The 26,919-nt window shown below is 68.4% G+C and carries 26 protein-coding genes and 5 pseudogenes; 7 read left to right on the plus strand and 24 right to left on the minus strand.

Going from position 1 to position 26,919, the window contains the following annotated elements:
• Nucleotides 1–416: 416 nt before the first annotated feature.
• Together ACZ7MY_RS35065 and tnpA are read right to left on the minus strand one after the other, a co-directional pair.
• Nucleotides 417–1,280, minus strand: a complete 864-nt coding sequence (locus ACZ7MY_RS35065; RefSeq protein WP_499608201.1) for a SpoIIE family protein phosphatase — start codon at nt 1,278–1,280, stop codon at nt 417–419.
• Nucleotides 1,281–1,393: 113 nt separating this feature from the next.
• Complete coding sequence (gene tnpA / locus ACZ7MY_RS35070; protein ID WP_499608204.1) at nt 1,394–1,822, minus strand: IS200/IS605 family transposase; 429 nt, start codon at nt 1,820–1,822, stop codon at nt 1,394–1,396.
• Nucleotides 1,823–1,870: 48 nt separating this feature from the next.
• Between tnpA and ACZ7MY_RS35075 the strand changes: the two genes are divergently transcribed.
• Nucleotides 1,871–3,085, plus strand: coding sequence for an RNA-guided endonuclease InsQ/TnpB family protein (locus ACZ7MY_RS35075; RefSeq protein WP_499608207.1), 1,215 nt, complete (start codon nt 1,871–1,873; stop codon nt 3,083–3,085).
• A 32-nt stretch (nt 3,086–3,117) separates the two neighbouring features.
• Here ACZ7MY_RS35075 and ACZ7MY_RS35080 read toward each other — a convergent pair whose 3' ends face one another.
• The 4 genes and pseudogenes from ACZ7MY_RS35080 to ACZ7MY_RS35095 form a co-directional block, all read right to left on the minus strand.
• Complete coding sequence (locus ACZ7MY_RS35080) at nt 3,118–3,381, minus strand: SpoIIE family protein phosphatase (protein ID WP_499608210.1); 264 nt, start codon at nt 3,379–3,381, stop codon at nt 3,118–3,120.
• A gap of 76 nt (nt 3,382–3,457) precedes the next feature.
• A pseudogene (locus ACZ7MY_RS35085) lies at nt 3,458–3,634 on the minus strand (hypothetical protein); the annotation flags it as partial.
• 362 nt (nt 3,635–3,996) lie between these two features.
• A pseudogene (locus ACZ7MY_RS35090) lies at nt 3,997–4,533 on the minus strand (PAS domain-containing protein); the annotation flags it as partial.
• A 352-nt stretch (nt 4,534–4,885) separates the two neighbouring features.
• Nucleotides 4,886–5,551: a nitroreductase gene (locus ACZ7MY_RS35095; RefSeq protein WP_499608213.1), complete on the minus strand. Its 666-nt coding sequence runs from the start codon at nt 5,549–5,551 to the stop codon at nt 4,886–4,888.
• A gap of 192 nt (nt 5,552–5,743) precedes the next feature.
• On the opposite strand from ACZ7MY_RS35095, the gene ACZ7MY_RS35100 reads away from it, so the two are divergent.
• Nucleotides 5,744–6,343 carry a TetR/AcrR family transcriptional regulator gene (locus ACZ7MY_RS35100; RefSeq protein WP_499608216.1) on the plus strand — a complete coding sequence of 200 codons (600 nt, stop codon included), beginning with the start codon at nt 5,744–5,746 and terminating at the stop codon, nt 6,341–6,343.
• Between the two features lie 472 nt (nt 6,344–6,815).
• On the opposite strand, the gene ACZ7MY_RS35105 is transcribed toward ACZ7MY_RS35100, so the two are convergent.
• From ACZ7MY_RS35105 to ACZ7MY_RS35140, 8 genes are all read right to left on the minus strand, one after another.
• Nucleotides 6,816–6,998 carry a hypothetical protein gene (locus ACZ7MY_RS35105; protein WP_499608218.1) on the minus strand — a complete coding sequence of 61 codons (183 nt, stop codon included), beginning with the start codon at nt 6,996–6,998 and terminating at the stop codon, nt 6,816–6,818.
• The gene (locus ACZ7MY_RS35110; RefSeq protein WP_499608220.1) at nt 6,995–7,258 is read right to left on the minus strand and encodes a sigma factor; all 264 of its coding nucleotides are present in this window, start codon (nt 7,256–7,258) and stop codon (nt 6,995–6,997) included. The genes ACZ7MY_RS35105 and ACZ7MY_RS35110 overlap by 4 nt, the downstream gene beginning before the upstream one ends.
• A 113-nt stretch (nt 7,259–7,371) precedes the next feature.
• Nucleotides 7,372–8,598, minus strand: a complete 1,227-nt coding sequence (locus tag ACZ7MY_RS35115; RefSeq protein WP_499608224.1) for an ABC transporter permease — start codon at nt 8,596–8,598, stop codon at nt 7,372–7,374.
• A 131-nt stretch (nt 8,599–8,729) separates the two neighbouring features.
• Nucleotides 8,730–8,963, minus strand: a complete 234-nt coding sequence (locus ACZ7MY_RS35120; protein ID WP_499608227.1) for a hypothetical protein — start codon at nt 8,961–8,963, stop codon at nt 8,730–8,732.
• Nucleotides 8,960–9,382, minus strand: a complete 423-nt coding sequence (locus ACZ7MY_RS35125) for a hypothetical protein (protein WP_499608230.1) — start codon at nt 9,380–9,382, stop codon at nt 8,960–8,962. The genes ACZ7MY_RS35120 and ACZ7MY_RS35125 overlap by 4 nt, the downstream gene beginning before the upstream one ends.
• A gap of 191 nt (nt 9,383–9,573) precedes the next feature.
• On the minus strand, nt 9,574–10,434 hold the full coding sequence (locus ACZ7MY_RS35130; RefSeq protein WP_499608233.1) for a phosphatase PAP2 family protein: 861 nt from the start codon (nt 10,432–10,434) through the stop codon (nt 9,574–9,576).
• Nucleotides 10,435–10,443: 9 nt separating this feature from the next.
• Nucleotides 10,444–11,247 (minus strand): patatin-like phospholipase family protein, encoded by an 804-nt coding sequence (locus ACZ7MY_RS35135; RefSeq protein ID WP_499608235.1) that lies wholly within the window; start codon nt 11,245–11,247, stop codon nt 10,444–10,446.
• A gap of 319 nt (nt 11,248–11,566) precedes the next feature.
• Nucleotides 11,567–12,163, minus strand: coding sequence for a winged helix DNA-binding protein (locus tag ACZ7MY_RS35140; RefSeq protein ID WP_499608237.1), 597 nt, complete (start codon nt 12,161–12,163; stop codon nt 11,567–11,569).
• A gap of 3 nt (nt 12,164–12,166) precedes the next feature.
• Here ACZ7MY_RS35140 and ACZ7MY_RS35145 point away from each other — a divergent pair.
• Nucleotides 12,167–12,456: pseudogene (locus ACZ7MY_RS35145) on the plus strand (ISL3 family transposase); the annotation flags it as partial.
• 302 nt (nt 12,457–12,758) lie between these two features.
• On the opposite strand, the pseudogene ACZ7MY_RS35150 reads toward ACZ7MY_RS35145, so the two are convergent.
• Nucleotides 12,759–13,140, minus strand: a pseudogene (locus tag ACZ7MY_RS35150) (transposase); the annotation flags it as partial.
• 200 nt (nt 13,141–13,340) lie between these two features.
• Here ACZ7MY_RS35150 and ACZ7MY_RS35155 point away from each other — a divergent pair.
• Together ACZ7MY_RS35155 and ACZ7MY_RS35160 are read left to right on the plus strand one after the other, a co-directional pair.
• The gene (locus ACZ7MY_RS35155) at nt 13,341–13,868 is read left to right on the plus strand and encodes a hypothetical protein (protein WP_499608239.1); all 528 of its coding nucleotides are present in this window, start codon (nt 13,341–13,343) and stop codon (nt 13,866–13,868) included.
• A gap of 654 nt (nt 13,869–14,522) precedes the next feature.
• On the plus strand, nt 14,523–15,014 hold the full coding sequence (locus ACZ7MY_RS35160; protein WP_499608241.1) for a hypothetical protein: 492 nt from the start codon (nt 14,523–14,525) through the stop codon (nt 15,012–15,014).
• A 662-nt stretch (nt 15,015–15,676) separates the two neighbouring features.
• Here the strand turns inward: ACZ7MY_RS35160 and ACZ7MY_RS35165 are convergent.
• From ACZ7MY_RS35165 to ACZ7MY_RS35180, 4 genes and pseudogenes are all read right to left on the minus strand, one after another.
• Entirely contained in the window at nt 15,677–16,030 is a 354-nt protein-coding gene (locus ACZ7MY_RS35165; protein WP_499608244.1) for a VOC family protein, read from the minus strand.
• Nucleotides 16,031–16,449: 419 nt separating this feature from the next.
• Complete coding sequence (locus tag ACZ7MY_RS35170) at nt 16,450–16,620, minus strand: hypothetical protein (RefSeq protein ID WP_499608247.1); 171 nt, start codon at nt 16,618–16,620, stop codon at nt 16,450–16,452.
• A 143-nt stretch (nt 16,621–16,763) separates the two neighbouring features.
• On the minus strand, nt 16,764–17,120 hold the full coding sequence (locus ACZ7MY_RS35175) for a MafI family immunity protein (protein WP_499608249.1): 357 nt from the start codon (nt 17,118–17,120) through the stop codon (nt 16,764–16,766).
• Nucleotides 17,117–18,232 (minus strand): annotated as a pseudogene (locus ACZ7MY_RS35180) (IS630 family transposase). Before ACZ7MY_RS35180 ends, ACZ7MY_RS35175 begins: the two are co-directional and overlap by 4 nt.
• A gap of 145 nt (nt 18,233–18,377) precedes the next feature.
• On the opposite strand from ACZ7MY_RS35180, the gene ACZ7MY_RS35185 reads away from it, so the two are divergent.
• Nucleotides 18,378–18,854 carry a hypothetical protein gene (locus tag ACZ7MY_RS35185; protein ID WP_499608251.1) on the plus strand — a complete coding sequence of 159 codons (477 nt, stop codon included), beginning with the start codon at nt 18,378–18,380 and terminating at the stop codon, nt 18,852–18,854.
• 46 nt (nt 18,855–18,900) lie between these two features.
• Here ACZ7MY_RS35185 and ACZ7MY_RS35190 read toward each other — a convergent pair whose 3' ends face one another.
• From ACZ7MY_RS35190 to ACZ7MY_RS35210, 5 genes are all read right to left on the minus strand, one after another.
• Nucleotides 18,901–20,355, minus strand: coding sequence for an aldehyde dehydrogenase (locus ACZ7MY_RS35190; protein ID WP_499608254.1), 1,455 nt, complete (start codon nt 20,353–20,355; stop codon nt 18,901–18,903).
• Between the two features lie 111 nt (nt 20,356–20,466).
• Nucleotides 20,467–21,990 carry a GMC family oxidoreductase gene (locus ACZ7MY_RS35195; protein ID WP_499608271.1) on the minus strand — a complete coding sequence of 508 codons (1,524 nt, stop codon included), beginning with the start codon at nt 21,988–21,990 and terminating at the stop codon, nt 20,467–20,469.
• A gap of 193 nt (nt 21,991–22,183) precedes the next feature.
• Nucleotides 22,184–22,858 (minus strand): helix-turn-helix domain-containing protein, encoded by a 675-nt coding sequence (locus tag ACZ7MY_RS35200; protein ID WP_499608257.1) that lies wholly within the window; start codon nt 22,856–22,858, stop codon nt 22,184–22,186.
• 385 nt (nt 22,859–23,243) lie between these two features.
• The gene (locus tag ACZ7MY_RS35205; RefSeq protein ID WP_499608259.1) at nt 23,244–23,603 is read right to left on the minus strand and encodes a hypothetical protein; all 360 of its coding nucleotides are present in this window, start codon (nt 23,601–23,603) and stop codon (nt 23,244–23,246) included.
• Between the two features lie 374 nt (nt 23,604–23,977).
• A complete protein-coding gene (locus ACZ7MY_RS35210; RefSeq protein WP_499608261.1) occupies nt 23,978–24,235 on the minus strand; it encodes a hypothetical protein in 258 nt (85 codons plus the stop codon).
• A 410-nt stretch (nt 24,236–24,645) separates the two neighbouring features.
• Here ACZ7MY_RS35210 and ACZ7MY_RS35215 point away from each other — a divergent pair, with 410 nt between their 5' ends.
• The gene (locus tag ACZ7MY_RS35215; protein ID WP_499608264.1) at nt 24,646–25,863 is read left to right on the plus strand and encodes an IS110 family RNA-guided transposase; all 1,218 of its coding nucleotides are present in this window, start codon (nt 24,646–24,648) and stop codon (nt 25,861–25,863) included.
• Nucleotides 25,864–26,919 lie beyond the last annotated feature (1,056 nt).

Consider the following 26,919-nt stretch of genomic DNA (forward strand, 5'->3'; position numbering starts at 1 on the left):
GCGTTTCCGCGGCAGTGATCCGCGCCCACCGCAGCCGGCCGGGCCGTGATGCCACCCCTCGCCGGCAGGACCAGCCCTCGTGTGAGGTGGTGGTGTTCTCGTCGCGCTCGGCACCATCGGCACCGGGGGGCGGCGGGGCCGGCGCGGCCGTCGCGCGGTTCGTCCGATGGGCCGGCCAGTTCGTGGACGGCTATTTCGGGAAGGGGACCCGCCCAGGCGCCGCGGCACGGCCAGACCTGATGAAGCGCATCGAGCGGGCACACGTGGACGCCAGGTGCAGGCCGGCCTGAAGGCCCCACGGACTTACTGCCCCCGGGCCGGCCTGCACACATGGAGACCAGGTAGCGCGTCGTTCTGTGACACGGACCGTGAGCCGTCCAGGCCACAGCCGATCCGTCGAAGGCGTGTGAAGGTCCTCAGGGCAGCTTCTGCTCGGCCCAGACGGTTTTTCCCTCCGGTGTCAAGCGGTACCCCCATCGGCTGGACAGTTGAGAGACCAGGAAGAGGCCGCGGCCGTTCTCTTCGGCGGTGCGTGCGCGGCGCAGCCGCGGGGGGAAGGCGTCATTGTCGGACACTTCGCAGGTCAGCGATTGGTGGTGGATCAGGCGCACCTCGATGGGACCGGTGCTGTGGCGGACGGCGTTGGAGACCAATTCGCTGACGATCAGTTCCGTGTCCCCCTGAAGACCTTCCAGTCCCCATTCGGTCAGCCGGCGGGTCGCCAGGTTCCGGGCACTGCGGGCGGCGGTGGGATCGGCGGGGAGCGTCCAGGTGGCGACCCGGGCGGGCTCGAGAGAACGGGTGCGGACGAGGAGCAGTGTGACGTCGTCGTTCGGTACCTGTTCCGGACAGGAGTCGGTCGCCAGGTGGCAGAGGTCTTCCAGGGAGTTTCCCGGTTGTGTCAGGGCGGTGCCCAGGCGGCGCATGCCCTCTTCGATGTCGTGCTCTCGGGTCTCGATCAGACCGTCGGTGTACAGGGCGAGGAGGCTTCCCTCGGGCAGTTCCATCTCGATGGACTCGAAGGGGTCTCCCAGCCCGACGCCCAGCGGGGCTCCGGAGGGCAGTTCGGGGAAGGTGACATGGCCCCGCGGGTCGACGATGGCAGGTGGGGGATGCCCGGCACGTGCCATGGTGCACCGGCGGGTGACGGGGTCGTAGACGGCGTACAGGCAGGTGGCGCCCCCGATCACCGGTGCCTGGTCCGCTTCGCAATCCTCTGCGGCCAGTCGCTGGACCGTGTCGTCGAGGCGGGTCAGCAATTCGTCGGGGGGCAGTTCCAACCCTCTTCTTCGGAGGGAATCCCCGCCTTCAGGCGGGTAGGGAATCCGATCCTGAGCCCTGCGGCGCGGAGCGCCGCAGCATCGCTTCGGAACGCTCGGCCAGTGGCCCGCGCTCAGTCGGGCCGCTTCTGGTTCTCGATGTAGTCCTTGACCACCTGGAGGGGCGCTCCACCGCATGAGCCGGCGAAGTAGGAGCCGGACCAGAAGCGGCCATGCATGATCGCCTGGTTGAGCTGGCCGGTGTATTCCTGCCGTAGGCGGCGCGAGGAGACGCCTTTGAGGGAGTTGACCAGGTGGGAAAGTGCGACCTTCGGCGGGTAGTGCACCAACAGGTGTACGTGATCCTCTTCGCCGTTGAACTCGATCAGGTCGGCCTCGAAGTCCTCGCACACCTTCCGCATGATGTCTTCGCAGCGCGTCAGCATGGCGTCGTTGAAGACGGTCCGCCGGTATCTGGTGACAAACACCAAGTGTGCATGCAGGTGATGGACGACGTGACGACCCCTTCGGACATCAGGGTTTGGATTCCAGCGTGGTGACATGAACCAATGTTAGAGTCGAGATCGACTCGCACCGAAGGGGGTGGGCTGATGATCCGTGCGTACAAGTTCCTCATGCGGCCCACCGCCGGTCAGGACCAGGTCCTGTCCGAGATGTTGCGGGATCACTGCTCGCTCTACAACGGCGCGTTACAGGAGCGCCGTGACGCCTACCGGCATGTGTCGAAGACGAGCGTCACCTACGGAATGCAGTCCGCGCAGCTCAAGGACATCCGGGCGTTCGACTCGGAATGTCAGGGCCGCTGGTCGTTCTCCTCGCAGCAGGCCACCCTGCGCCGGCTGGACAAAGCGTTCGCCGCGTTCTTCCGCCGCATCAAGGCTGGTCAGGCCCCCGGATACCCCCGCTTTCGAGGGGTGAACTGGTTCGATACGGTCGACTTCCCCAAGGACGGGGACGGCTGCCGCTGGGACAGTACGCCGCACGACCCGGTCACCCGCGTCCGCTTCCAAGGTGTCGGGCACGTCAAGGTGCATCAGCACCGGCCGGTGGTCGGCAAGGTCAAGACGGTCAGCGTCAAACGCGAGGGCCGTCAGTGGTTCGTCGTGCTGACCGCCGAGCAGGACCAGCCCGAGCCGCTGCCCGCGACGGGCCGTGTGGTCGGCATCGACCTGGGCATAGCCAACTTCCTCGCCGACTCCGCCGGCGGATTCGTGCCCAACCCGCGCCACGGCCGCACCAACGCGGCGAAGCTCGAAGCCGCGCAGCAGGCCCTGTCGAAGTTCCCGCGGGTACGCCGGGACAAGCGCACGGCCAATCACCGCCGCGCGGTGGAGAAGGTCGCCAAGCTGCATGGCAGGGTGCGCCGCCAGCGGCTGGACCACGCACACAAGACCGCCCTCACGCTGGTGCGTGAGCACGACGTCATCGCGCACGAAGATCTCAAGATCCGCAACATGGTCCGCACCGCCAGGCCCAAGCCCGACCCAGACAAGCCGGGCGCGTTCCTGCCAGGCGGCGCGGCGGCGAAGACCGCACTCAACCGCTCGATCTCGGATGCCGGCTGGGGGGTGTTCCTGACGATTCTGCACGCCAAGGCTGAAAGCGCCGGACGGGAAGTGATCGCCGTGGACCCCCGCAACACCTCCCGCACCTGCCCGCAATGCGGCCACACCAGTGCGGAGAACCGGCCCATACAGGAGAAGTTCCACTGCGTCTCGTGCGGCCACACCGCGCACGCTGACACGGTGGGCGCCCTCAACGTACTACGGGCCGGGCTGGTCCGTCGCGAAGCCCAACCGGCATAGCGAGAAGCCACCCCGTTTACGGGGTGGAGGAGTCACATCCGCGAGAGTGCGTACACGGCGGTGCGCAGCCGGCCCATACCCGCCGCGGCGTTGATGCCATGTCCGACCACATCGCCGACGACGAGGGCGACGCGGGCACCGGACAGCGGAATGACATCGAAACCAGTCGCCCCCGACTCCGTGCTCCAAGTCGGCGGGCAGGTAGCGTGAGGCGGTCTCGACCGCCGCGCTGTCCCGCGAACCCCGGGGGAGCAGATCGCGCTGCAGTGCGAGGGCCGCGGTGTGCCGGCGGGCATACTGGCGCGCGTTGTCCAGCGACAGTGCGGCACGGCTGATGAGTTCTTCGGCCAGGAGCAGATCGCTCTCCTGGAACGGCACCGGGTTCTTCGTGCGGACGAACAGCGCCAAGCCCATCAGGACGTGTCGTGCCCGGATGGGAACGACCAGCAGCGAGTGCATGCCGTTCTCATGGACCTTCTGCGCCCGAGCCGGGTCGCGGTCGGTCCATGAGCCCGGAGCGGGGACGAGGATCGGCTCCAGATGGGCCATCCCCGTTCGCAGGACGTAGGCGAACGGGGAGGCGGCGCCAGGGGGACCGCCTCGCCACGGAGCCAGGGGGATTCCGGGATCCCTCGGCGGATCGACGTCACACCGGCGCGCCGCAGAACGGGCAGGCGCTGACCGGAAGGACCGATGCGGACCGGAGACCCCTCGCCGTAGGGAACCGACTGGTCCAGGTCCACGGCGACGTAGTCGGCGAGCAGGGGGACGGCGAGGTCGGCCATTTCCTGGCTGGTCTGCATGACGTCCAGGCTGCCGCCGAGTCGTGTACTGGCCTCGCTCAAAATGGACAGGCGCTCGCGCGCCTGTCGGTTCTCGGAGACGTCGACACTGATGGCACACACCCCCACCGCTCGGCCGTCGGCGTCCTTGAGGCAGAAGAACGATCCAGCGAGGATCCGCTCCCGGCGCGGACTCCTCGGCAGCCACGGCCGGTACTCGTGGACTCGGGTGCTGCCGCTCTGGAGTACGTGCCGCAGCACCGCCTCGATCGCCTCGGCCTTGAAACCGGGCCGGGCATCGGTCAGGCGACGTCCGAGCCGCCGCTCAGGGGGTAGGCCGTCATGGCTCTCCATCGTCGCGTTCACCCAGGTACATCGCAGCTGCCGGTCACGCACGACGATGCCGATGGGCGGGCGGGTGAGGAGAGACTCCCGCGTCGATCCGCTCGTCGGGTCCTGGGCGAGCGTGCCTGTGTCGGTCACGGACACGAGCCATCGCACGGATCCGTCCCGTCCCCGCAACATCGAAACCCGTCGAATGAGGTGGAGCAGGCGGCCGTCACGGGTCCGCACCGTTGTTGTGCCCGACCATCCGTTCCGGGCACGGCAGCGCTCAACGTACGCCGATATCGTCGGAACTTCCTCAGAGGGCGCCACAACGACCATGGCAGAGCGGCCCACCACGTCGCGTGGGGAGTATCCGACGAGGCGCTATGCGGCCTGCGTCCATCCGATCACCGTTCCGTGATCGTCGAGCAGGGCGATGGCGGAGTCGGTTGTCTCGCGCGTATCCGCTTGCCTGCTCAAGGCCACGTTGCCGGTACTGCTCATCGAACTCTGCTCCTCCGTTCTGCGGCTACCGGGTCCCGGAGTACCCCGCCGGAAGGCTCACGCCTCTCGAATGCGCTCTTCGGCCTCGACAGATGCGCGCTGATATCACCTGATATGGCCGCCTCGTATGACCGGGTGAGGCGCGGATGTGTGACAGCGCGGCGACTGATGAGTGAGTGCGTCACGGTCAGCCGTCGACGAACTCCACCATTCCGGGGAGTGGCGCCCGTGCCGGGCGGGGGTGACGTACTGTGACGTCCTCGAACCCTATGGACATGCCGCAGAAGAGGATGAGCCCGTCCGGGGGAGCGAGGACCTCTGCGACGGTTTTGTGGTACTTCGCCCACGCCATCTGCGCGCAGCTGTGCAGTCCTTCGGCCCGGAGCAGCAGCACGACGGACTGCAGGTACATGCCGACGTCGGACCACTGGGGTTTGCCCATGTCGCGGTCGACGTAGCAGAACAGCGCGGCGGGTGCGCCGAAGCAGTCCCAATTGGCGGCGGCGGCCTTCTGGCGCGCCTCCAGGTCCTGGCGCTGGATCCCGAGGGCGCTGTAGCGCTGCTCCCCGAAGGCGGCCCGGCGTTCGCGGTACGGGGACCGCAGTGCCGGCGGGTACTGCTCGTACTCCGGTTCGTCCCAAGCGTCGCCCGCGATCACCCGTTCGCCGGCGCGCTTCTTGAGCTCGGCCAGCGGCCCGCCCGTCACCACGTAGACGTGCCACGGCTGCAGGTTCGACGCGGAGGGGGACCAGGCGGCGGCAGCCAGTACGCGCTCCAGCACCTTGCCGGGGACCTGCCGGTCGGTAAAGGCGCGGACGGCCCGTCGGCTCGTGACCGCCTCGTAGACATCCATCGCCAACCACCTCCAAGAGCTTTAACTCGCATGATTGACAGTTAAAGCAGGCGATATGTGACACATGGCTGCCGTCCTCGTCATGCGCGGCGCCTGGGACTGCTGCGGCTGCCCTCCGTGGAACCGGCCCGGGCGAGGCCTGGCATGATAAGTTAAGACGAAGGTTCGTTTTTTGTGCGGAGGGATGGATCCATGCCCAAGGTCACGCCGGAGTACATGGAAGCCCGCCGTCAGCAGATCCTGGACGCGGCGCGGCGCTGCTTCCTGCGCGACGGGTTCCATTCGACGTCCATGCAAGATCTGTTCGCCGAGTCCGGCCTGTCGGCCGGCGCCGTGTACCGGCACTTCGCCAGCAAGAACGAGATGATCACGGCGATCGTCGAGGAGAGCGTGCGCGATGTCCTCGTCATGGTCCAGTGCGTCGCGAGGAATCGGCCCGGCGGTTCCTTCGGGGACCTCATGGCCGACGTCCTGGAAGTGGTGAAGGTCAAGACCGCCGAGCAGAGCATCGCCGGGCTCTCCGTGCTGGCCTGGTCCGAGGCACTGCGGAACCCTTCGCTGGCCAGGGAACTCGACGATCTGATGGCCCAGATGCGCACGGCACTGGCCGACGTCATCCGTGAGCACCAGCAGAGCGGCACCCTCCCGCGCGAGGTCTCACCCGAGGCGATGGCCGCCGCGTTCATGTGCATGCTTCCCGGCTACATCCTCCAGTTGGCGATGGACGACTCCGCGCTGGACGGAGTGCCGGGCGCCCTGCGGGCGCTCTGGCCGGCTCCGGCGACGTCCTGACGCACGGGCCCGTCGCCCGGCCTCGTGGCCGCTTCGCGTCCGGATCACGATCCGGGCGCGCCACCGCACATCCCCCGCGCCCATGGCCCAGTGTCATCTGCTGCCCGGCATCGGTGGCCCGGCGGGGCCACGCACGCCCGTCCCGCATGTGGCTGTGCCGGCGCGCCCCGGCGGCGAGCGGGCAGTCCCCTGGCTCCGACGACCGGCCGGTCGTCAGAGCCAGGGGACTGCCCACCTCACACGGTCACGCGAATACGTGACGGCTCGTCAAAAGATCTATTCGCACGGGTGGTTGCCCCTCCGTACGCACCACTCCTCCGCCCGGGCGGGCGACGTCCTCCGCGAACAGCCTTTCGAGTGGGGCGAACGTTCCCCGCCCCGGCCGCCACCGGGAAGGTGACGAGGAACCGTGGGTGGTCGGCGGCTGAGACGCCGGCCCGTTTCTGCGCGGCCAGTCGCTTGCGGGCGCGGCTCACCAGGTGGCGCACGTTGACCTGGGATGTCCGATGACCTCTGCGAACTGCCCGCAGGGGTACTCGAGCGCCTCCCGGAGCACGTACGCCGCCCGTTCTGCGGGCGTGAGCCTCTCCATGAGCACCAGCACCGCGACCTTCGGCGTTTCCGCCTTCGCGGTGCCCAGCGTTGGAGCGCTCATGGGATCGAGCGACTCCGGTGGCCGGTGGCCGACGTAGTTCTCCCGGTGGCGTTCGCGGATTGCAGCACGTTGATCGTCAGCCTGGTCACCATCGTCGTGAGGAAGGCGTCGGGGTTCTGCACCGTGCAGCGCTCGTAGGTCCGCCGGCGGATCCAGGCTTCCTGGACGACGTCTTCGGCGTCGCCGATGTTGCCTAGCATCCGGTCGGCGATCCCGAACGTGATGGTGCGGACGTCGTGGAACGCCGTTTGCGCGTCCATCAGGTCCTCGGTGCGCTCCGCGGACTTCGACGACAGGGTTCTGTTCCTTGCGTTTCGGTGCGTTGGCCGGCTGTCGCCGTCTCCCGCGTGAAGGCGACGACGAGCCGCCTCCCTCATCCGTGGGCGGCGTGCCGGGCGTGCGAGTGCGTACGGAACACCGGTGCGGGCGTCACGGTCGTCGTGGTTCCCGCCGTGGCCGGGGCGACCGCGCTCGTGTCGTCGGCGCCGAGCCGGTCGTCCCCCGAGGTGCCCTTCGCGAGTGCGGCGCGTCGTCGGCCCCCGAGGAACGCTGCGGACAGGCCCAGGGCGGTCCACAGGGTGAGGACAACGATGTGTCCTGCGGATGCGTTCCCGTCGAAGTAGGCCGTGCTGCGCAGAAGGCCCGCGCCGGCACCCGGCGGGAGCCACTGGCCGATTTCGTCCACGGCCTTGGGCAGCAGTTCAGGTGCGGAGGTGCTTCCGGAGAAGGGGTTCCCCACGAAGACCATGAGCGCGACGCTGAGTCCCAGCCCGGGGGGACCGATGAGGGTGACCAGGCCGAAGCTGGTCGCGCTGATGGCGAGCAGGGTGAAGGACAGGGCCGCCCAGGTGGCCACGTGCTGGTGCGGCAGGGCACCGAGAAGGCCTTGGGCGATGAGGTAGGCGGCGAGTCCCGTCACGGCGCACGCGGCGACCAGGTCGACCAGCCTGCGGCGTACCGAGACCCGACCGGGTGTCAGCGCGATGAGCGCTGCGATGATGATGCTGCACACGGTGAGCGGGAGAAGGGCCGAAACGAAGACGACGCCGCGCGGGTCGCTCGCGGAGATCGGGACGATGTCGACCGTCTTCACCTTCACCTTGGTGATCTTCTTCGCGGCGGCCTTCTTCGCGGCGGCCTTCTTCTGGGCGGTGGACCGGACGGACGCGTCGTCGCGTGGCGTCGGGTCCTTCACCGCCGCTTTCGCTGCCTTCGCCGCCTGGTCCGCCAGGTGCTGGCCGGACGTGGTCAGCAGCTGGGCGACGGGCATGCTCGCGGCGGTGGCCTCCAGCACGGTGACGCGGCCCGGAGTGATGACGAAGGCGCCGTAGATCTCCCGGTGCTTGATCGCTGAGCGCGCCGATGCCTGGTCCGCGTAGAGGTGGAAGTCGAATCCGTCCGGCATGCCGTGCGTCAGTCCTTCGACCGCCTTCTGGCTGGCCGTGCTGGTGCCGACGACCCCTACGGGTAGATCGCGGGGCGCGATCCGCGACGCGGGCCACGCGAACGCCATCACGGCCAGAGAGATCACCAATGGCAACGCCACGGTCGCGATGACGGTCCTGTGCCATGACTGCAGCCCTGTCGATGGCTTTTTCACGCCATGCCTCCAGAAAGACGAATGATCATTTTATTTACTGCTCCAGTGTGGGGATGCCGTGCGAAGACGTCAAGCCGAACATTCGTTTTCTTTTTACCAAGAGGGTGCCGCACCAGGCGGGACCTACTCGGCTACGTCTTCCGGACCGTGGTGGTGTCACCGGCGGGCACCCCGCCGTCGTAAAGGACGGGGACAAGGTCCCCGTCCGCGCTCAGCAGCACCGCGATGGCGCCCACGATCAGTGCAACACGTCGCCGCAGGCGCGGTAGCGCGGTGAGCGGGCCGCACGGGCGGTGGGCGTGGCCCGCCCGGTCGCCCGGCCCCGTCGCCGGGTCGTCGGCCTCGGTCCCGTCCTCGTCGCTCATCGCCCCGGCCAGTCGGGCAGCAGCCGGGCCGAGCCCTCAAGACGCACCCGGCACTTCGTGCGGGCCGGGATCGGCAGATCCCACAGAGCCGCGAAGAAGTGCACCTCGACGCCCATGGCCGCCGCACGGCCCGAGTACGCGTCGGCGACGTGCGGGAGCGTGTCCGCGACGTCGAGCCGTACGAGGGGCACGACGTCGGTGATGCCGTTGAGCGTGAGCATGGCGATGAGTGCCTGCGGGGCGGTGGTCCCGTCATGGACGTGGTTCCGGGCCGGCCGGAGCTCCCCCGTCGACCCGGCGAGGTGGCGCCCCACGTCCGTCCGGGGCCACCACGAGCGTCGCGGCCGGCCCTTCTCGACGGCGTCCGATATCCGAGACCGCACCAGACCCCCGGTCGGTCCCTCGGCGTCGTCGCCCACGAGGAAGGCTTCCCCCAAGTGCAACGTGAGGTGTGAGGCGGTCCGGCCCGGGCGCCGGCTGCGCAGCCGGCCACCGGCCTTCCCGGTGCCATGTCCGCTGTCGGGTGTCGTGCGCGCGACGCTCGGGCGATCTCCGCCGTCCGGAAGCGGCGATAGGGGGGAGTGGGGCATGTCGGACCAACTTGGGGGAGCTACGGGTGGGGATCTGGGTGGTCCGGCCAGGCATGTTGTGCGCTGTTCGGGGCCGAGCGCACCGCCGAGCCGGTTTTGGTGCCGGGTGGGCGGATGCCGACGTTGTGCACGAGTCCGATGAACGAGCCGAAGAGCACGATGAGGAGGGCGCCCGCGACGGCGTCGGCGAGATAGTGATTACCGGTCGCGACGACGACAAGAGTGGTCAGCACGGGGTAAGCGAGACCGCAGCCCCGCAGGGTCTTCCGGCGGGCGTGCCGAAAGAGGAGCCACCCCGACCACACCGCCCAGCCGACGTGGAGCGACGGCATGGCCGCGTACTCGTTGACGAGGCTGCCGAGCCCCTGCGGCGCGCTGGTTTTCCCGCTCCACCACCCCCATTGCTCGACGTCGGCCACGATGTCGTGGATGCCGCCGTGGCCGAGCAGGCGGGGCGGCGTGGTCGGGAGACGCCAGTACGCGACAAGTGCGGCGAGCGTCACCGTGGCGAGCCATGTGCGTGCGCCGCGGTACTGGGTGGGATGTTTCCGGTAGAGCCAGATGAGCACGGCAGGCGTGACGACGTAGTGCAGCGTCGCGTAGAAGTACGCGGCGATCACGGCCAGGACCGGGAACTGGTGGAGCACCTGGTTGAGCGGCTGCTCCGGTGCCATGTGTACGGCGTTTTCCCAGCGTTGAATGCTCCGGCCGTTGCTGTCCGCAGCGGCGTTCCAGCCCCGCTGCAGCCCGCGGGTGGCCTCGTAGACCGCGTAGAGCATCCCGACCAGCAGCAGTTCCGCACACCACCGCGGCGCGCGGCTGTTCGGTGCACGTGAGGCGCGTGGAAGCAGATGCCGGATGAAGCGGGCCGTGTTGGCCATCGGACGTCCTCAGGCCATCGCCGCGGGCTGCCGGGCGAGCCAGTCCCGAGTGAGCGAGTAGCCCGCCTGGAGCAGCCGCGGGGTGTCGTGGAAGTCGATGAGGCTGACCACGGGCGTGGTGGCGGCCGGCAGCCGCAGAACTGACCCGCGCACCGCCGCCACGTCCCGGCGTTCGCGCTCCTCCAGCATCTTTCCCACCGCCTGGTAGGCGGCGAACAGGGCCGTCCGGGCCCGGCGGCCGGTCTGTTCGGAAACGGCGGCGGGCAGGAGGTAGATGGTCGTCGCACCCAGTGCCTCTGCCTGGAGAACGGGCGTGTCCGCCGATACGGCGCCGTCGACGAGGCGACGCTGCCCGACGCGCACAGGGGGGTACAGGCCCGGGACGGCCGCTGAAGCCAGCAGGGCCGATACGGCGTCGCCCCGGGAGAGCACCACCGCAGCGCCGGTCTCCACGTCGGTCGCCACGATGTGCACCGGAACGGCGACGTCTTCGAGGCGCTCGACGCCGACCCCGCACTTCAGTACCCGCCGCAGCGCCGTGCTCGAGACCGCGGCCTCGCCGTAGCCCAGCGCGGCCCGGATCACGGTCCACGGCGAAATCGGCGCCACGTGACGCCGCTTGATGTTCAGCCACAGCGTTCCCAGCCGGTCAACGCCCTCGGCGGTCGGGTCGGCCGCGAAAGCGGCGCCGTTGAGCGCGCCGGCCGAGGACCCGATGATGAAATCGGGCGTGATGCCCGCCTGTGTGAGCGCCCGCAAGGCGCCGACCTGCGACGCGCAGAGGCTGCCACCGCCCTGGAGAACGAAGGCCACGGTTTCAGGCGGGATGGGCCCGGATGGCGAAGGTGAGGCGGGAGCCCCGCCATCTCGCACAACCCGGTGTGCGGTCAGTGCCGGCCCCGAGGTGGGCACGGTTTCCACGGCGCCTCCACCCTTTCCGAGAACAACCATTCCGTTTTGCGGTGCCCATCCTGTGGCACAAGAGGGCACCCGTCAAGCCGAACATTCGTTTTTTATTGGCTCGAGGGATGTGCGCACACCTGCAAGGTGATCCGGCGTGCCTACGTCGTGCCGCTCGCGGGGCGGGCGACGCGCATGGGCAGATCGCCGAACTGCGCGCGCTCGCCCGGGCTCATTCGGTGACCATGCGGACGGAAAGTTGCGTGTGCGTGATCGAGGTCCTGTCGGACCCCGTGGCCGCCCCGAGATCCCACCGTGTCGCGGGGCCGTGGTCGACCGGCACTCTCGGAACCGAGCCCTGCTGCGATTCGACGCCCAGGGGCCGTAGCGCGTTGTCCATCATCGCGGTCGCGCGCTGGTGCGTCCGGCGCAACAGTAAGGCGACGGTCAAGGGCGCCCGCTCCGAGCCGTGGCCGACGGACCCGGTCAGTCGCCACGCTCCGCGGTGCCGACCGCCGAAGGACGGCCGTCGGTTCGGACGCGCCCGCCACGAACCACTCCGCGGCGTCATCCGACCCGTCCCGTAGGCCATGTCGGTGTCCAGGAAGTAGCCCCAGCTGGGCAGATGGTCGTGGACCGCGCCCACGGCGAGCGGCCAGACCTTGGCCTCGTCGCGGCGCCAATCGGCGATGAGTTCGGCGACCACGCCGAACCACGACTTGATGTGCACTCCGGCCCGCGAAAGTCGCCACCACCGGTTCTGTCCACCGAACGGCTCTGTCTCACATTCGGTGGTGACGGAGAGTTGTCGAGGGCCGTTGATCTTCATGTAATGGACGTCAACGAGCTTGTACGGATGGTGTTTTCGGGTCAGTCTCCGCTGGTCATGGAGGATGTGGCCGACGAGGGTGAGCGGATTGTGGTGCGGGCCCGGACGCTGCCGGATACTGCGGTCTGCCAGGTGTGCGGGGCCTCGTCGGGGTGCACGGCTATCACTGGCGGACGGTCGCCGACGTTCCGGTCGACGGGCGACGGATGGTGGTCCGTGTGCGGGTTCGTGCGTGCCCGACGCGAGGCTGCCGCCACACTTTCCGCGAACAGGTGCCCGGGGTGCTGGAGCGATAGCAGCGACGCACCGTCCGTTTGGCCAGGCAGGTCAACGCCGTGGTTAACGAGTTACTGAGCCCGAAGTCGTGATGTCGGACGATCGGGCCCCGCGCCCGATCGTTTCTCCCCGCGGACTGGCCAGAAGTCGGCTCCGTGGTCACAGTTGTCGGCGCAGGCTACGCAGGCCTTCTACTTCGACTGAGTACCCGCCCGAGCCACATCGAAGAGGCAAGAACCCGCGCAGATGAAAGCCGGTCGGCGATGGGCGAGGCCCAAGTGGTGATGCCGGACGAGAATCCGGACTCCGCCCGAGCTGATCAAAGCGCACTCTCGGCTCCTGCCAGGGCGAGTCCGGTGCCGGCGAGACATCCGTCGATGAGGTCGGACCGGTACTGGACCTGGTGCAGGCCACGCCGCAAGGCGCGCATCAGGTGGGCTGGATCGGTGAAGGCGACGTTGGCCTGACAGCGCCGCCGGAGCAGGGACCAGATCCCCTCGACCGGGTTGAGCTGCGGCGCGTAGGGCGGGAGTAGTGGACGCTGGCCCAATCCTGAGCCTCGATGAACTCGCGCGGGCGGCGTCGCGGTGGACGTTGAGGTTGTCCCACAGCAGGACGATCGGTTTGCCGAGCTGCTGGTGGCCGACGACGAGCAGGTCACGGTAGTCGGTCCAGGCGAAGCTGCGGCGCCACCGGCCTTGTGGTCCGGGTGGACGATCGGCGCCCCCTGCTGCTCACTGCCCGGTGCTTCGACCTGCCACAAGGCTTGGCCCACAGGTGATCTGCCGCATAATCCGTGTCGCCTTGTCGGTACACCGTGGCAGACTCCTTCCTTGATCACGGGGGCGTACAGCCCCCGACCTGGAAGGATGCGACTTTGCGCAGCACAAAGTGGGCCACCGTGGCGGTGGCGGTCATTGCGCTCGGCGCCGCAGGCTGCGGGGCCAGCGACACCGGCACCGAGGCGGCCGCCGCCCCGGTGCTGGCGCCGCCTCAGCCCCGGCCCCAGGGCACCGGACCGCTCACCAAGGACGTCGTGCGGACGGACCTCGACACCTCCGCGGCCGACGCGGGCGTTCCGGCGAACGCACCGGACTTCGGAGGCATGAATGAGGACGCTGAGGCGGGCTCGCCGCGATCGTGCGGCCTCGGTTTCAAGGGCTTCGGTACCAAGGCCACCAAGGTTGACGTTGCCCGCTGGGAGTCGGTGGTGGGCGAGTTGCGTGAACGCGACTGGCAGCAGGCCCGGGAACCGGACAAGGGCAGGGGCCCAGACGGGGTGATCTACGACGCCCGCGTAGTCCTCAAACAGCGTGGCTGGACCATGGTCGCGGAGTACGTGAGCAGCCAGGTCGGCGTGATCACCCTGCTCGCCTACGACGACGCGTGCATGAAGAAGATCAACGCCGACGCGGGGCAAGCCGGCTGATCGGCCACATCTCGCGCGCGGGAAGCGAACTCCGCACCAGTTGCGGGACAAGCTCTGTTCAGACGTTGCGGTATTACCCGAGGTGCGCGAGCTTTTCCTGCAGGACCCGCGTGCCCGGGCACGGCCGTACCGAAGACGGACACGAGGATGTCGGCCTCGTCCGCACAGAGGTACTCGTACCCCATGGCCCAGGCGCCACGGACCACCCCCGCCTGAGCGCGGAGAACGGGATCCACCGGCCTGCGACGTTCGCCATGACCGGACCACCCCCGCCTGCGTGGGAAATGACCAGACCGCCCTCGCCGACTGGGACGCCTGATACGGACCACCCCTGCTCGCGCTGGACCGTGTGGCCGCCGATCAGTGATGCGCCACTGCGGCTTTCCACCCCGAAAGATCCGCAGCACTCGCCTTGTCGACCTGGTGAACACCATGGACCCCAAGCTCGTCGCCGCAGCCTTCGGCATCGACCCGCAAGCCACCCTGATCTATCTCGCCGACCATGTCGACCCCGGGCACCTGCTCGATCACTGAGTGACAGCCAGCGTAGGAGAATCCGCTGGTCAGCAACCTCGCCGTGCCCGGAATCGCATTGGTGCGAGAGGCCCTCGGTAATCAGCGCAGGGAATCCGCGACCGAAAGAAGGGAACGAGGATGGTCTACCTGCGACTCGTCTGGGTCCTGTCCGGACGTGGTTGGGCAGACTGCATCGTCAGCGACCACCAGGCGGAAGCCGGAGTCACGGCCTCCTATATCACCGCTGCACCCGAAGATCTCTTGGCGGCAACAGCACGTCTGATCGCCGGCGAGACCGAATGCCGAGCGCAGTTCGACGCCGAGCCCACCGCCTTCCGGTGGATCTTCTATCGCGACGGAGCCAATGTGTGGATCCGCCTACTCGAGCTGGCCAAGGGTAGTGCCGACGACAACACGGGGACCGAGATCTGGTCCACCCAGCAGGACATCGACGTCGTGGCCCGCGCAGTGATCCGCTGCTTCGACGAGGTCGTGGAGAAGTACGGCGATAGTGCATACCGCGGTAAGTGGGGTGAGCGCTTCCCTCGCACTGAGCTCGAAGCCCTCAGGGCCGCGTGGCGCGAACATCGAGATGGCTGGGCAGCCTCCTCGACACCGTCGAAGCCGTGAAGTTTCGGCAGCACGTGGTACGGGTTTGCCGGAACATGTGTGCTTTGCTAAAGGTCTTGTTCGAGGTCAGGATGATCGAGCTTTACACCCCCGCCTGCGCAGGGAGAACCGCCAGGGCGCCGTGGCTGCCGCTTGCCGGCATACGACCGGGTGGCAGCCGTAGTCCGCGCATGACGGCTGCCATGGCGAAGGGTCGTGTTCTTCGGCCGCCGCGACGCGGGTATCAGCCGGACTACGTCAGTCCCGGGAACGATATTCATGGAAGCGCCCTGCCATATGGTCGTGGATCGCGGCGCGCCCGGCGCCGGTCGGCACCGACAGCCTGGTGCCGGCTCACGTCGGTGCCGTATCGGGCGGTTCCGACACGGTCAGGACGATCGCGGAGGTGCCGTGCCGCCCCGCGTGACGGTGCGGGCAGCGTGCCGCGCGAGCGGCATCGCGCGGAACGCGCCGGATCCGACACCGCAACGGGCGGCGGCGGGCCACCACGGTGCGGCGCAGGGAGCCGGTCCGGCTCCCTGCGCCCACGTGGCCCGCCGTGGAAATGCCACTACATGGGACAGCGAAGATGGTCAGTCAGGGGTGACCTGATCTGACCTGGGCGGACTGACTGCGTGTCAACGAGGCTGACGTCAGGGCCCGGACAGCTGCCCGGTCCCCGCTCAGTTCTTGCGGTCACTCAGGACGCAGAACTCGTTGCCCTCCGGGTCGAGGAGGGTTACCCAGTGCTGCCCGTCCTGCGCAGCGTTGGCGCGCCGGGCACCGAGGGAGAGCAGCCGGGCGACCTCGGCCTCCTGGTTGTCGGGGCGGAAGTCGGGGTGGAGCCGGTTCTTCGATGTCTTGCCCTCGGGGACAGGCACGAAGAGCAGGCTCGGCGTCCGGTCCGGCTCGGGCCGGATCTCGATGATCTCCTCGGATTCGTCGACCACAACCCAGCCGAGAGCCTCAGCCCACCAGCGCCCGAGAGCGACCGGGGCGGCGGAGTCGACGATAATTTGTTCCCATTCCAGTGCCATGGGCCTGAGCATAGGCAGATCGGCGGCCCATCCCGCAAAGCCGCCACTGGCAAAGAGGGCGCTGACGGCGCGCTTCGCCGTCAAATGCCTCGATTGGGATGACAGTGCGACTGACTTCACGGTCTACTGAACGGCCGTCTGGCTGAGCTGCGGTTCCGGACGGAACATCCCGCTGACCAGCGTCGATGCCGTCACTGGTTGTCAACATTGGTCAGCGCTGGTCCACCTCCCACGGTCCAGGGACGGCCCCGCGACGGTGTTCAACTTGCAGGACAACACCCGCTTTAGAAGTTCGTTCCTGGCTACGTGAGCGCTGCCGCGTTGCCACTGCACCGGCTTAGGGCTGTCCACTTGCTACCGCCAGGGTCCTCCTGCGTTTGGCCCAGTTGCCGTCATCTTCTGCCGTCAGTGGCTGCAGTTCAGTCGCCCGAGTGGCCCCAGAAGTGGATCTCTTGGGGGTTGCCCTGTTCGTCCTGCAGCACTGCGCAGCGCCCGACCCACCGCGATCGGGGGAGGACATCGAAATCTTTGACGTGTGCACGCGCCAGCTTGCCGGAGCCGAGCAGGATGCGCGCCTCCTCGGCCGTCACGGGTTCCACGGTGTTGTAGTCCGGGGTGTCGGCAGGTCCCTCGGAAGATGTCCAGGATGGAGTGCGTACCGGCCTCCTGGACGAGCTCGTCGGCCCAAAGCTCCTCTAGTGCTGTGACCGAGCAGGTTCGCCGGGTTGGCGGATCACCCCTGTTCGGAGGCAGCGGCGAGGTGACGGCGACAGAAGTCGGCAGCCGTGAGGTGGGGCTTGTGCAGTGCATCGCTGTAGAGCCGCATCTCACGAGCCGCTCGGTCCAGGTGCTGCCAGAAACTGAGGGGCAGGTCGAGGTCCTCACCGAGATCGACAAGGCAGTCGAAGGCAAGTCCCAGCTCGTTGTGCTCCAGGAATTCCAGCGTCGCTGAGAGATCGATGTCTGGCAGGCTCGTGAGCTGGGCCCGGGCGGCGTCGAGGTGGTCACGGGTCTTGTTCCAGCTGGCCTGAACAGCCTCACGATCATTGGTCATGGCGTCAGTGTTGCCGGTGCCCGTCAGCGAGGTCACGCGACTTTCGCTGGACGTCCGCCCCAGCGGATGCCCTTCTCGCTGCGGATGCGGGCGCGCTCACGGCGTTGGGCAGTCAGGACGTCGGGGTGGCGGACGTTGGCGTTGTGCCAGCGCAGGTAGGTGTGCAGGGCCCGGGTCTGGACGGTGTGGTTGGGGTGGTTCGAGTTGGCGATGGTGAATTGCCGCAGCGGCCCGAAGTGGGCTTCTATCGGGTTGGCCCAGGACGCGTAGGTCGGGGTGAAGCACAGTTCGACCTGGTGTTTCTTCGCCCGCGGCGGATCTGCTCGCCGTTGTGTGCGGACAGGTTGTCCAGGATCACGTAGATGGGGGCGCCGTCGGGCCGGGCCGCGCGGATCGACTTCAAAGCGGCCAGCGTGTTGGTGGCGCCCTTCTTGCGCCGGTTGACGCCCCACAGGGTGTTGTCACCGATCGAGTAGCAGCCGTGGAAGTATCGGACGCCGTGGGTGCGGTGGTAGGTCGCCGGCACCCGGTCGGGGTGGCCTTGCTCGGCCCAGCACGACCCTCCCATGGGGTGGATGCCGAGCGGCCCGAACTTGTCGAACGCGAACGCGCGGTCGGGGAAGCGGCCCAGGACGTGTTCGATGCGGTCGAGCTTGGCGTCGCGGTCGGGGTCCGGGGACTCCTTCCAGGTCTTGGTGCGCTGGAAGGTGATGCCGCGGCGGGCGAGCAGGCATCGTAACGTCTCGCGGCCGATGCAGATGACGCGGCGTGGACTCTCCGCAGGTAGGCGGCGAGTTTGCGGATGGACCAGCAGGTGAAGGGCTGGCCGAGCCTGGTGGGGCGGGTGGTGGCCGTCTGGATGACGAAGTCCTCGTCGTCATCACTGAGCAGGCGGGGACGGCCTCCCGCCCACTGAGGGTCCAGGCAGGCCAGGCCGATCTCGTTGAACCGGTGGATCACGTCCCGGACCGTGTCCTCGTCGGCCTGGACCAGCTGTGCGATCACCGGAACCTGGTTCCCGCCGGTCGAGGCCAGCAGCATCATCGCCCGCCTGTAGCGCACCGAACTGGTACTGCCACGGCGCACGATCTGCTGCAGCCTCTGCCTTCCTGATCGGTCAGTCGGCGCACCCGCACAGGGTCAGCCACCGCACCTCCAAGCGATCGGACAAGACGTCGCCACCCATCCAACCGCCCTAACTGCCATCCCGGCGAACCTATGCGGTCACAGCACTAGATGCGCAGACCCGGCGGGAGGTTGGCGAGGACGGCGGTGAGGTCAGGTAGTACGCGGGTGGCGCTGGCCGGCGTTGCGCAGCTCATCGACCGTGCTGCGACCGGAGGCGACAGCGCGCTTGGCGAGCCACTGGGCGGCGCTGACCGAGACCGCGTTGCCTACCAGGCGGGTTCGATCGGCGGCCGCCTTGCCGAGGAAGACGACGTGTTCGAGCTGGAGCCCATCGGCGGCGTGGTGAGCGACCGGACGGAAGTCCCAGACGACGGCTGGGGAGGCATGCAGTCGCTCAACCGGCTCGGCGACCGGTTTCCGGTGAAGGAGTTCCGGGGGCCTCGGCGATTGTCAATGGCACGGGTGGTAGGCGCATTCTGCTGCCAGGAATGCTGTCTTCCTCAGATATACGACGTCCTGGGCGGCAGGCGGGTCCCACGGACCTGTTCTACCGGGCGCAGCCAGTCATCGGCTGCTCGACCACCACCTGTCCCGCTGTCGGCGGTCGTCGTTGTCGCCCGGTTGACTGTGTCGAGTCGTTGAACAGGCCCCTTGGAGCCGGCCTCCGAGGGGCCTGGTGGCGCGGTGGCTACGGGCCTTCGATGGTGACCCACTGGAGTTCGGTGAACTCCCGCAGACCGGCGCGGCCGCCGGATTTCCCGTAGCCACTGTCCTTGACGCCGCCGAAGGGTATCTGGGGTTCGTCGTCGAGGGTGGTGCCGTTGATGTGGCACATGCCGGCGTCGATGCGCTTGGCGAGGTCCAGCGCGAGGGGGATGTTGCGAGTGAAGATGGCGGCGGAGAGTCCGTAGTCGCTGTCGTTGGCCATGCTCACGGCCTCCTCCGGTCCGTCGACGACGGCGACTCCGACGATGGGCCCGAAGGATTCCTCACGCCAGACCCGCATGGTCGGCGTGACATCGGCCAGCACGGTGGGCACGTAGCAGGCACCGTCGGCCGTACCGCCCGTCAGCAACCGTGCGCCCCCGGCCACGGCCTCGTGGACCATGTCGGACAGCCGCCTGATGCTGTCCGGTCCGACGAGGGGGCCGAGCACGGTGTGCGGATCGCGGCCGTCACCGTAGGTGAGTGTGGTGGCGAGGGCGGCCAGGCGCTGCGTGAACTCGTCGGCGACGGTGCGGTCGACGATGAGGCGTTCGGTGATGATGCAGCCCTGTCCGGAGTTGGCGAACGAGCCGAAGGCGGCGGCGCTGACGGCCTGGTCGAGGTCGGCATCGGCGAGGACCAGAATGGGCGCCTTGCCGCCGAGTTCCAGGATGACCCGCTTGAGGTGCGCGGCGGCCTTCTGGGCGATGATGCGGCCCACCCGGGTCGAACCGGTGAAGTGCACGCGCCGTACGGCCGGGTGAGCGATCAGCGCGTCCACCACGGCCGGGCCGTCCTGGGGGGCGTTGGTGACGAAGTTGTACACCCCGTCCGGCGGCCCGGCCTCGGTGATGCACTCGGCGATCAGACCGTGGGTGCGCGGAGTCTGCTCCGACGCCCTCATCACCACGGTGTTGCCCGCGGCCAGCGCGTACGGGACGGAGTTGCCGACGAGCAGTGCCGGCGCGTTCCACGGGACGATGCAGGCCACCACACCGGCCGGCTTTCTGATCGCGATCGAGGTACGACCCGGTGTCTCGGAGGGGATGACCTCGCCGGTGAGGGCTTCGTGGACGGCGCCCGCCGCGTAGCGGCACTTCTCTGCGAGGACGGCGGTGTTGTAGTGGCCCCATGCGGCGGGGCCGCCCATCTCGGCGATGATCGCCTGGGTGATCTCGTCCGATCGGGCCTCGATCCTTTCGGCCGCCGTCCACAGGATGCGGCGGCGCTCGCCCGGCGCCAGTGCCGCCCAGGCGGGAAAGGCTCGCTGGGCGGCATCGACGGCGAGCACGACGTCCTGGGGAGCAGCTGCCGCGGCCTGGGAGGCGACGTCGCCGGTGAACGGGTCGCGTGCCGTGTAGGTACGCGCGTGGGAAGCGGGCTGCCAGACGCCGTCGATCAGAAGGTGCTGGAAGGTGTTCTCTGCGGTGAGCGTCATGGTGGTTCTCCGTGCTCGGGGGCGTCGCGGCGCGCTTGGACCGCGACGCCCGAAGGAAGGTTGGGGGCTCGGTGCTCTCCGTCCGGTGCGTGGCCCGCCGGGCCGGAGCCTTCAGGAGCGCAGCAGTTCGGCGGCCCGCTCCGCGATGGCGCAGACGGTCGCGTTGGTGTTGGCCGAGGGGATGGACGGGATGACCGAAGCGTCGGCGACCCGCAGACCCTCGACACCCCGCACGCGGAGCTTGTCGTCGACGACGGCCTGAGGATCGACACCCATCCGACAGGTGCCCACCGGGTGGTTGTAGGTGGTCAGGGTGGCGAGCACGAACCGCCGCAGGTCGACGTCGTCCGTCACCCTCGGCCCCGGCTGTGCCTCACGTGCACGCCATTCGCCGAGCGCACGCGCTTCGCCGATCTCACGTGCCAGGCGCAGTCCGCGGACGACCGTCTCCAAGTCCCGGTCGTCGCCGAAGTAGTTGGGGTTCACCAACGGCCGTACGCCGGGATCCGCGCTCGCCAGACGGACGGTGCCCCGGCTCAGCGGCAGCATGGGGGCTACGGCGATCGTGTAGCCCCGCCCCGTTTCCGGCCCGTCGGCATCCGGAATGTGGCCGGGAACGTCGATGAAGAGTATCTGCAGGTCGGGTCCGTCGAGCTCTGGCAGGCTCCGCACCAGCCCGAATGCCTCGCCGTGATTGTTCAGCGCCGCCGGGACCGGACGTGCCGCCTGGTATACGACGTCGGACATCGGGTGGTCGTGCAGGTTCTCCCCGACACCCGGCAGGTCCACTGCGACGTCAACGCCCGCCTGCCGCAGATGCCTTGCCGGGCCGACCCCGGAGAGCATCAGCAACTGCGGCGACCCGATGCTGCCGGCCGCGAGGACCACCTCGCCCGCACAGCCGACCGAGACGGTGTCGCCACCGGTGTTGTACTCCACTCGTGTGCACCGGCCGTCGCTGATCCGCAACCGGTGGACCAGTGCCTGGGTCACCACCGTCAGATTGCGCCGATCCATCGCGGGGGCCAGATAGGCATCAGCCGCACTCTGCCGTTTTCCGTCGACGATGTTCAGATCGGACCAGCCGAACCCCTCCTCCGTTCCCCCGCTGATGTCGACCGCGCGCGGGTGGCCGGACTCCGCCGCCGCCTCCAGCATGGCCGCCACGACCGGGTTCGGAGGATCGGGGGGGCCCACCCTCAAGGGTCCACCGGTGCCGCGCAGGTCCGGATCCCGTCCGACAGTGCTCTCGCTGCGCATGAAGTAGGGCAGCAGGTCCTCGAACCCCCATGCCGTGAGGCCCGCCTTCGCCCACGCGTCGTAGCTGCTGCGATGACCCCGAACGTAGTTCATCGCGTTGATGGCCGACCCACCGCCGAGCACCCGCCCGCTCCCGATGGGGATCCTGGTGCCGGTGGCCCGCTGCGGGACCGTCACATCCCCCCAGTTCGAGGACGTCTGCAGCAGCGTCGGCCACGCCGGAGGCGCGGCCTCGGCAGCCGGGGTCCGCGCCGGGCCCGCTTCCAGCAGCAGGACCCGCGAGCCGTTGTCCTCGGACAACCGCGCGGCGATCACACAGCCGGCCGTCCCGCCGCCGACAACGACGTAGTCGAACCCCTCGGTCGTAGTTGGCATGGCCTCTCCCACCCGTCGCCGTCACCCGTCAGGGATGTCTGGGCACTCACGTGCCTCCTACCGGGGTAGCGCGAAAGAGCAGGCGGCAGGATTTTCGTTCCGCTCAGCGAAACGGGACGGCGAGGGCCCCGGCAGACAAGTCCGACCAGAGCAGTGCTCCAGGGGGGGGCGAGCACGGCTCGCGCAGGATCTCTCAGGGCTCCAGGCGCCGCAGGTCGGAAAGGATCAGGGCGATGGTCCGTTCCAGGGGCCGCTTGAAGGGTTCCAGGTCGACGCCCCTGGGCTCGGCAAAGGTGAGGATCACCGTGTCGCCGGAGGGAGCAGTCATGGGCGTGGCGATGCAGTCGATCTCCGGGTGTGCCTCCCCGTACTCGGCCGCCAGTTGTCCCCGCTCCAGGGCGCGCCAGATGGCCGAAGCCGGGTGCTCGCCGCCGCGCCGTTGCTCGGGAGCGGCCACGGCGCCACACACCCGTGCCCCGTAGGTCCGGGAGAGCGCATGGAGCGGTTGTCCCGGGGAATGCACGTACAGGAAGAGCGTCGCCCCCGTGGCGCGGGTCAGAGCATGCATGCGGACTTGCGCCACACCTACGAGGTCGGCGCGATAGGGGGCTTGCGACAGGTCGCTCAGCCCCGCCCCCAGTGCCCATGCGTGGTCGCGGCGCGACACGACACCCTCGCGGGCCAGCTGCTCCAGGATCCGGTGTGCCGTCGTCTTGGGCAGGCCCGCCGCCGCCGCCAGCCCCGTGACGCCCATCGGACGCCGGGCCTGTGCGAGGACGCGTATGAGGGCGAACGCACTGCGCACGACGCCGTCGTTCGGGCCCGCGCGTCCCGATGCCGGGACGCGCCCCGAGGTGAATTCGTCCATCACCGTCAGCTCTTTCCCGCGCCGGGAGGGCGCCGGCCGTGCATCTCACCCTTCATCGATCGTAAGGCGGTGTTCCCCCTCTCGCGTTCCGTCCCGCTGGCTTGCGACGCCAAGGGGTCACTCAATGAAGTCATGCTGGAGCACTGGGCAACGCTGCCCCGAGTGCTCACTCTCGGTCACGGCCCCAACTTTTCCCCAACCGCACATGAGCGACATGGATGCGAAGGGGCGCGGATGAGCGTGACGGGGCTCTCAAGTTGGGCACTGCTCAGGCCAGGCTGTTTGTCGCCCCCACCTCGCTGCTACTGCGGGTGCCGGGGGAGTCCTGCCGAGGGATACCGCGATGGGTCGGTTCCGAGGCGTGCGAGGCGGGCAGCGCACGGCGTCAGAGGGTTGGCAGGGCTTCGCCGTGGCGGGGTGCGCGGCGCTGGTCCAGCCAGAAGGTGTAGCCGCGTAGATATGCCTGCAGTCCGTTGTCGATGTAGGCGACGAAGTCCAGGTGGCCTTGGGCGGCGTCGCGATAGTGCCCCTGGAATCGGGCGGACCCGTTGCTGCCCCAGCCGGGGTGGGTGCCGGCGCCCCAGTCGGCCGCGATGGCCAGCGCCCACTCGCGGACGCGGCCTCGGCCGCGCCACCATGCGCGGACGGTGTCGGGGGTCCAGTGGTCGTCGCCGTCCCAGCCGTAACCGCTGTACAGCTCCAGGCACGCCGCCGCGACCATTGCCTGCGTTTCCATTTCGCTCACGGGCTGGCGGTAGACGAACTCCGTCCCGAAGCCGCCCCCGTAGTCGTCGTCGTAGGCAATATGGTGCGGCGCATCCAGCCGGCCGGTGGCCATGGAGTCGGTGGCCGCACCGTAGAACGGGCCGGGAACGTTGCGCCAATTCCGTTGCTCCCAAACGCCTGAGAAGACTTCCCTGGTCGGTTCCGCGGTCATGACGAGTTGCCGTGCCGTGGGCAGGGGATCCCAGTAACCGTGCAAGACAGTCCCTCCTCGATCGAGAGCACCCAGACGAGGTCATACGCCCCACCGGTGGACATGATCCGGCTGAGCTGCGGTGCTGTACTACAGCAAGGAGGTACAGCAACCGCCGAGTCCGTCATCGACCCTCCCTATGCCTACGACACCGGGTGAGCGGCCCGGCAGACCTCAGCGACCGATGCGCCCTTGGTACGCCAACCGTAGATCGTGATTTTGCCTGCAGGGACCACCGCCGCCATGAGTTCCTGTGAGTACCAAAGAGTGAGCCCGACTGCCCCGACTCCCGTGCGCGCCGCGTAACGCAGCACCCGAAGCGGGCCGTCGATCAGCTCGTCGATGTCGCAGTTCGGGTCGTCCGCCATCTCGTCCAGCCACAGCCGGATCCGGGCGGCCACGGGGGCCCGACGAGGCGAGTGAAGGACGAGCGCTTGCTCGGCTGCGGGGAGCGCGGCTCTTACTTGGGCGGCATCGAACAGGAACTGCCCGCAGCAGCCCGGGAATCGCAGCGTCGTGTCACGGCCGAGCCCCCACATGAGCGCCGCCGCGCCGTCTCCCCTGGGTACGGCGGAGCAGAACAGGGGGCATCGGATTCGTTAGCGTCGTGGACCAGGCCGCCCGCAGGGATCACCTCTCACCGCTTCGGGACCACCGAGTTCCCCCGCAGACCGAGGGCCCCGCGGGTCGCCGGGGATCGCGAACGGCTGATCGGATGACGGGCCGCATGAGCCCTTCCATTAGGGAGCCGCGCACCCCTGCACGGCTGTGACCAGCACTCATACGCCGCCAACACGGAGGAGGGAAACCCATGCCCGGCGTGTTCTGCGGGATCGACTGGGCCAGCGACCACCACGACGTGGCCTTGATCGACCAGGGCGGAGCGCTGTTAGCCAAGCTCCGCATCGACGACAACGCCGCCGGCCTGGCGTACTTGCTGGATCTGCTGGCCGACCACGGCGACACCCCATCCCCGATCCCGGTGGCCATCGAGACATCCCCCGGCCTGCTGGTGTCCTGCCTGCGAGCCACCGGCCGACCCATCTACGCCATCAACCCGCTCACCGCCGCCCGCTACCGCGACCGATACGCCCTGACCCGCAAGAAGTCCGACCACCTGGACGCCAAGGTCCTGGCCAACATCCTGCGCACCGACCCCGCCGAGCACCGGCCCCTGCCCGCAGACAGCGAGCTCGCCCAGGCCATCGCCATCCTGGCCCGCGCCCAGCAAGACGCCGTCTGGGACCGCACCCAAGCAGGCAACAAACTCCGCTCCCACCTGCGGGAATACTTCCCCGGCTTCCTCACGGTGTTCGTTCACTTCCGCGAGGGCATCACCTCACCGGTCACCCGCACTCTGCTGGCCGCCGCCCCCACCCCCACCGAGGCCGCCCGCCTGTCCCGCACCCAGCTGCGGGCCCTGCTCATCAAGGCCGGCCGTCAACGCGAGATCGCCCCCGAAGTCGAACGTCTCCACCAGCTGCTGCGCGAACCCCAGATGCAGCAACCGCCGCTGGTCGAACAGGCCATGGGCGCCAAGACCCAAGCACTGCTGCGGCAGTTCAACGCGGCCTGCACCAGCGCCGACGAACTCGAAACCGCCACCGTCACAGCGTTCGAGACGCACCCGGACGCCGAGATCATCACCAGCTTCCCCGGCCTCGGCGCCCTCACCGGCGCCCGCGTCCTGGCAGAACTCGGCGACGACCACACACGCTTCGCCGACGCCCGCGCACTCAAGGCTTATGCCGGCGCCGCCCCCATCACCCGAGCCTCAGGGAAGAAAACAGTGGTGCTGACCAGGCACATCAAGAACCAGCGACTGGCCGCCGTCGGCTACCCAAGGGCCTTCGCCGCCCTCACCGCATCACCCGGCGCCCGAGCCCACTACGACCGCCGCCGAGCCACCGAAGAACGCCACACCGCCGCCCAACGCAACCTCTTCAACCGCATGCTCGGCTGCCTCCACCACTGCCTGACCACGCGAATCCCCTACAACGAAGAGATCGCCTTCCCCACCGTGGCTTGACAGATCAACCGCATCGGATGTCTGTCTCCGCCCCGCCCCGGCCGCCGGCCGCCCGCCAGACGGCGAAGCGTGGACTGAGGAGAAACCCGCTGTGGCTGGGGCGGTCGACTCCACGGCTTTAGCCACCTCCCCGGTCCGGGACCCGCGCCGAGCGAGACCAGGGGGCCACTCGGACACATTGCGGGCAGGGTCAAGCCTGCCCGAGTTGCCAGCCAGCGTACGGCCCCTGATCATGCACGGCCCCAGCCCAGGCAGGCCACCGGCCAAAGCCGTTCCGCCGACCTTGCAGTAGGCTGCGGCCACAGCTGGGAGGACTGCATGGGACTGGAAGCGGAGCGCCTGGTCGTATCGCCGCGACGACCGAGCAGGTCCGTCAGTTCTGGGAAACAGGTCACGATTCGAGTACCCGAAATGCCTGAAAATGGCCCTGAGATTCAGGGGCTTTTCGAGGAATGGACTCCCGCACACCGGGCCGTCGAGCTTAGCGAATACGAAGACTTGACACGTCTTCTCGCAGAGGGAGTGGATCCCAACGAAGTTTGCTTTGGGCAAACCTTGCTTATCCATGCGATCGACCTTGAGGGTGATTCGGCGCGGCAGTCAGGTAAGCCTCTAAGCTCCGTCGCAACCGCAATTCTGCTGGCACACGGGGCGGATCCCATGCTGGCTGACCCAGATGGGGACACACCCCTCGAAATGGCGCAATTGGTTAATCACGTAATGGCCGAGAATCTTCTTCGGTCCTTCATTAGCAAAAATCGGCGACTAGGCGTGCGTCGCAGACCCTGACTGAGCACGATGTCGACTGCACAGCTTGCTCCGGGATGAAGAGTCGCCGTGCCACATCCGTGCCAGAACGGGCGGGGAGTCAGGGGGAATTGCGGTGTGCAGGGGGACGCACCGCCCACTCCATCCGAGGCTGGGAATCCGCAGGTCACGCCGCAGACTGCCTTACCTCGCTCCTAAGAAGTCATCTCAATTGGCTGGTTCGGTAGTCTGCGGGCGTGGGGATCGTTGAGCGGCTGGTACCGGATGAGTTGTGGGCCTTGTTCCAGC

The organism is Streptomyces sp. NPDC111520 (genome assembly GCF_055635295.1).

What these genes read in the sequence shown, in the direction of transcription:
- tnpA (WP_499608204.1), bottom strand. Translation starts at nt 1,822, where the DNA reads ATGTCACCACGCTGGAATCCAAACCCTGATGTCCGAAGGGGTCGTCAC.
- ACZ7MY_RS35075 (WP_499608207.1), top strand. Translation starts at nt 1,871, where the DNA reads ATGATCCGTGCGTACAAGTTCCTCATGCGGCCCACCGCCGGTCAGGAC.
- ACZ7MY_RS35080 (WP_499608210.1), bottom strand. Translation starts at nt 3,381, where the DNA reads ATGCCCGCCGGCACACCGCGGCCCTCGCACTGCAGCGCGATCTGCTCC.
- ACZ7MY_RS35095 (WP_499608213.1), bottom strand. Translation starts at nt 5,551, where the DNA reads ATGGATGTCTACGAGGCGGTCACGAGCCGACGGGCCGTCCGCGCCTTT.
- ACZ7MY_RS35100 (WP_499608216.1), top strand. Translation starts at nt 5,744, where the DNA reads ATGCCCAAGGTCACGCCGGAGTACATGGAAGCCCGCCGTCAGCAGATC.
- ACZ7MY_RS35105 (WP_499608218.1), bottom strand. Translation starts at nt 6,998, where the DNA reads ATGAGCGCTCCAACGCTGGGCACCGCGAAGGCGGAAACGCCGAAGGTC.
- ACZ7MY_RS35110 (WP_499608220.1), bottom strand. Translation starts at nt 7,258, where the DNA reads ATGGACGCGCAAACGGCGTTCCACGACGTCCGCACCATCACGTTCGGG.
- ACZ7MY_RS35120 (WP_499608227.1), bottom strand. Translation starts at nt 8,963, where the DNA reads ATGAGCGACGAGGACGGGACCGAGGCCGACGACCCGGCGACGGGGCCG.
- ACZ7MY_RS35130 (WP_499608233.1), bottom strand. Translation starts at nt 10,434, where the DNA reads ATGGCCAACACGGCCCGCTTCATCCGGCATCTGCTTCCACGCGCCTCA.
- ACZ7MY_RS35140 (WP_499608237.1), bottom strand. Translation starts at nt 12,163, where the DNA reads ATGAAGATCAACGGCCCTCGACAACTCTCCGTCACCACCGAATGTGAG.
- ACZ7MY_RS35160 (WP_499608241.1), top strand. Translation starts at nt 14,523, where the DNA reads ATGGTCTACCTGCGACTCGTCTGGGTCCTGTCCGGACGTGGTTGGGCA.
- ACZ7MY_RS35165 (WP_499608244.1), bottom strand. Translation starts at nt 16,030, where the DNA reads ATGGCACTGGAATGGGAACAAATTATCGTCGACTCCGCCGCCCCGGTC.
- ACZ7MY_RS35190 (WP_499608254.1), bottom strand. Translation starts at nt 20,355, where the DNA reads ATGACGCTCACCGCAGAGAACACCTTCCAGCACCTTCTGATCGACGGC.
- ACZ7MY_RS35195 (WP_499608271.1), bottom strand. Translation starts at nt 21,990, where the DNA reads ATGCCAACTACGACCGAGGGGTTCGACTACGTCGTTGTCGGCGGCGGG.
- ACZ7MY_RS35200 (WP_499608257.1), bottom strand. Translation starts at nt 22,858, where the DNA reads ATGGACGAATTCACCTCGGGGCGCGTCCCGGCATCGGGACGCGCGGGC.
- ACZ7MY_RS35215 (WP_499608264.1), top strand. Translation starts at nt 24,646, where the DNA reads ATGCCCGGCGTGTTCTGCGGGATCGACTGGGCCAGCGACCACCACGAC.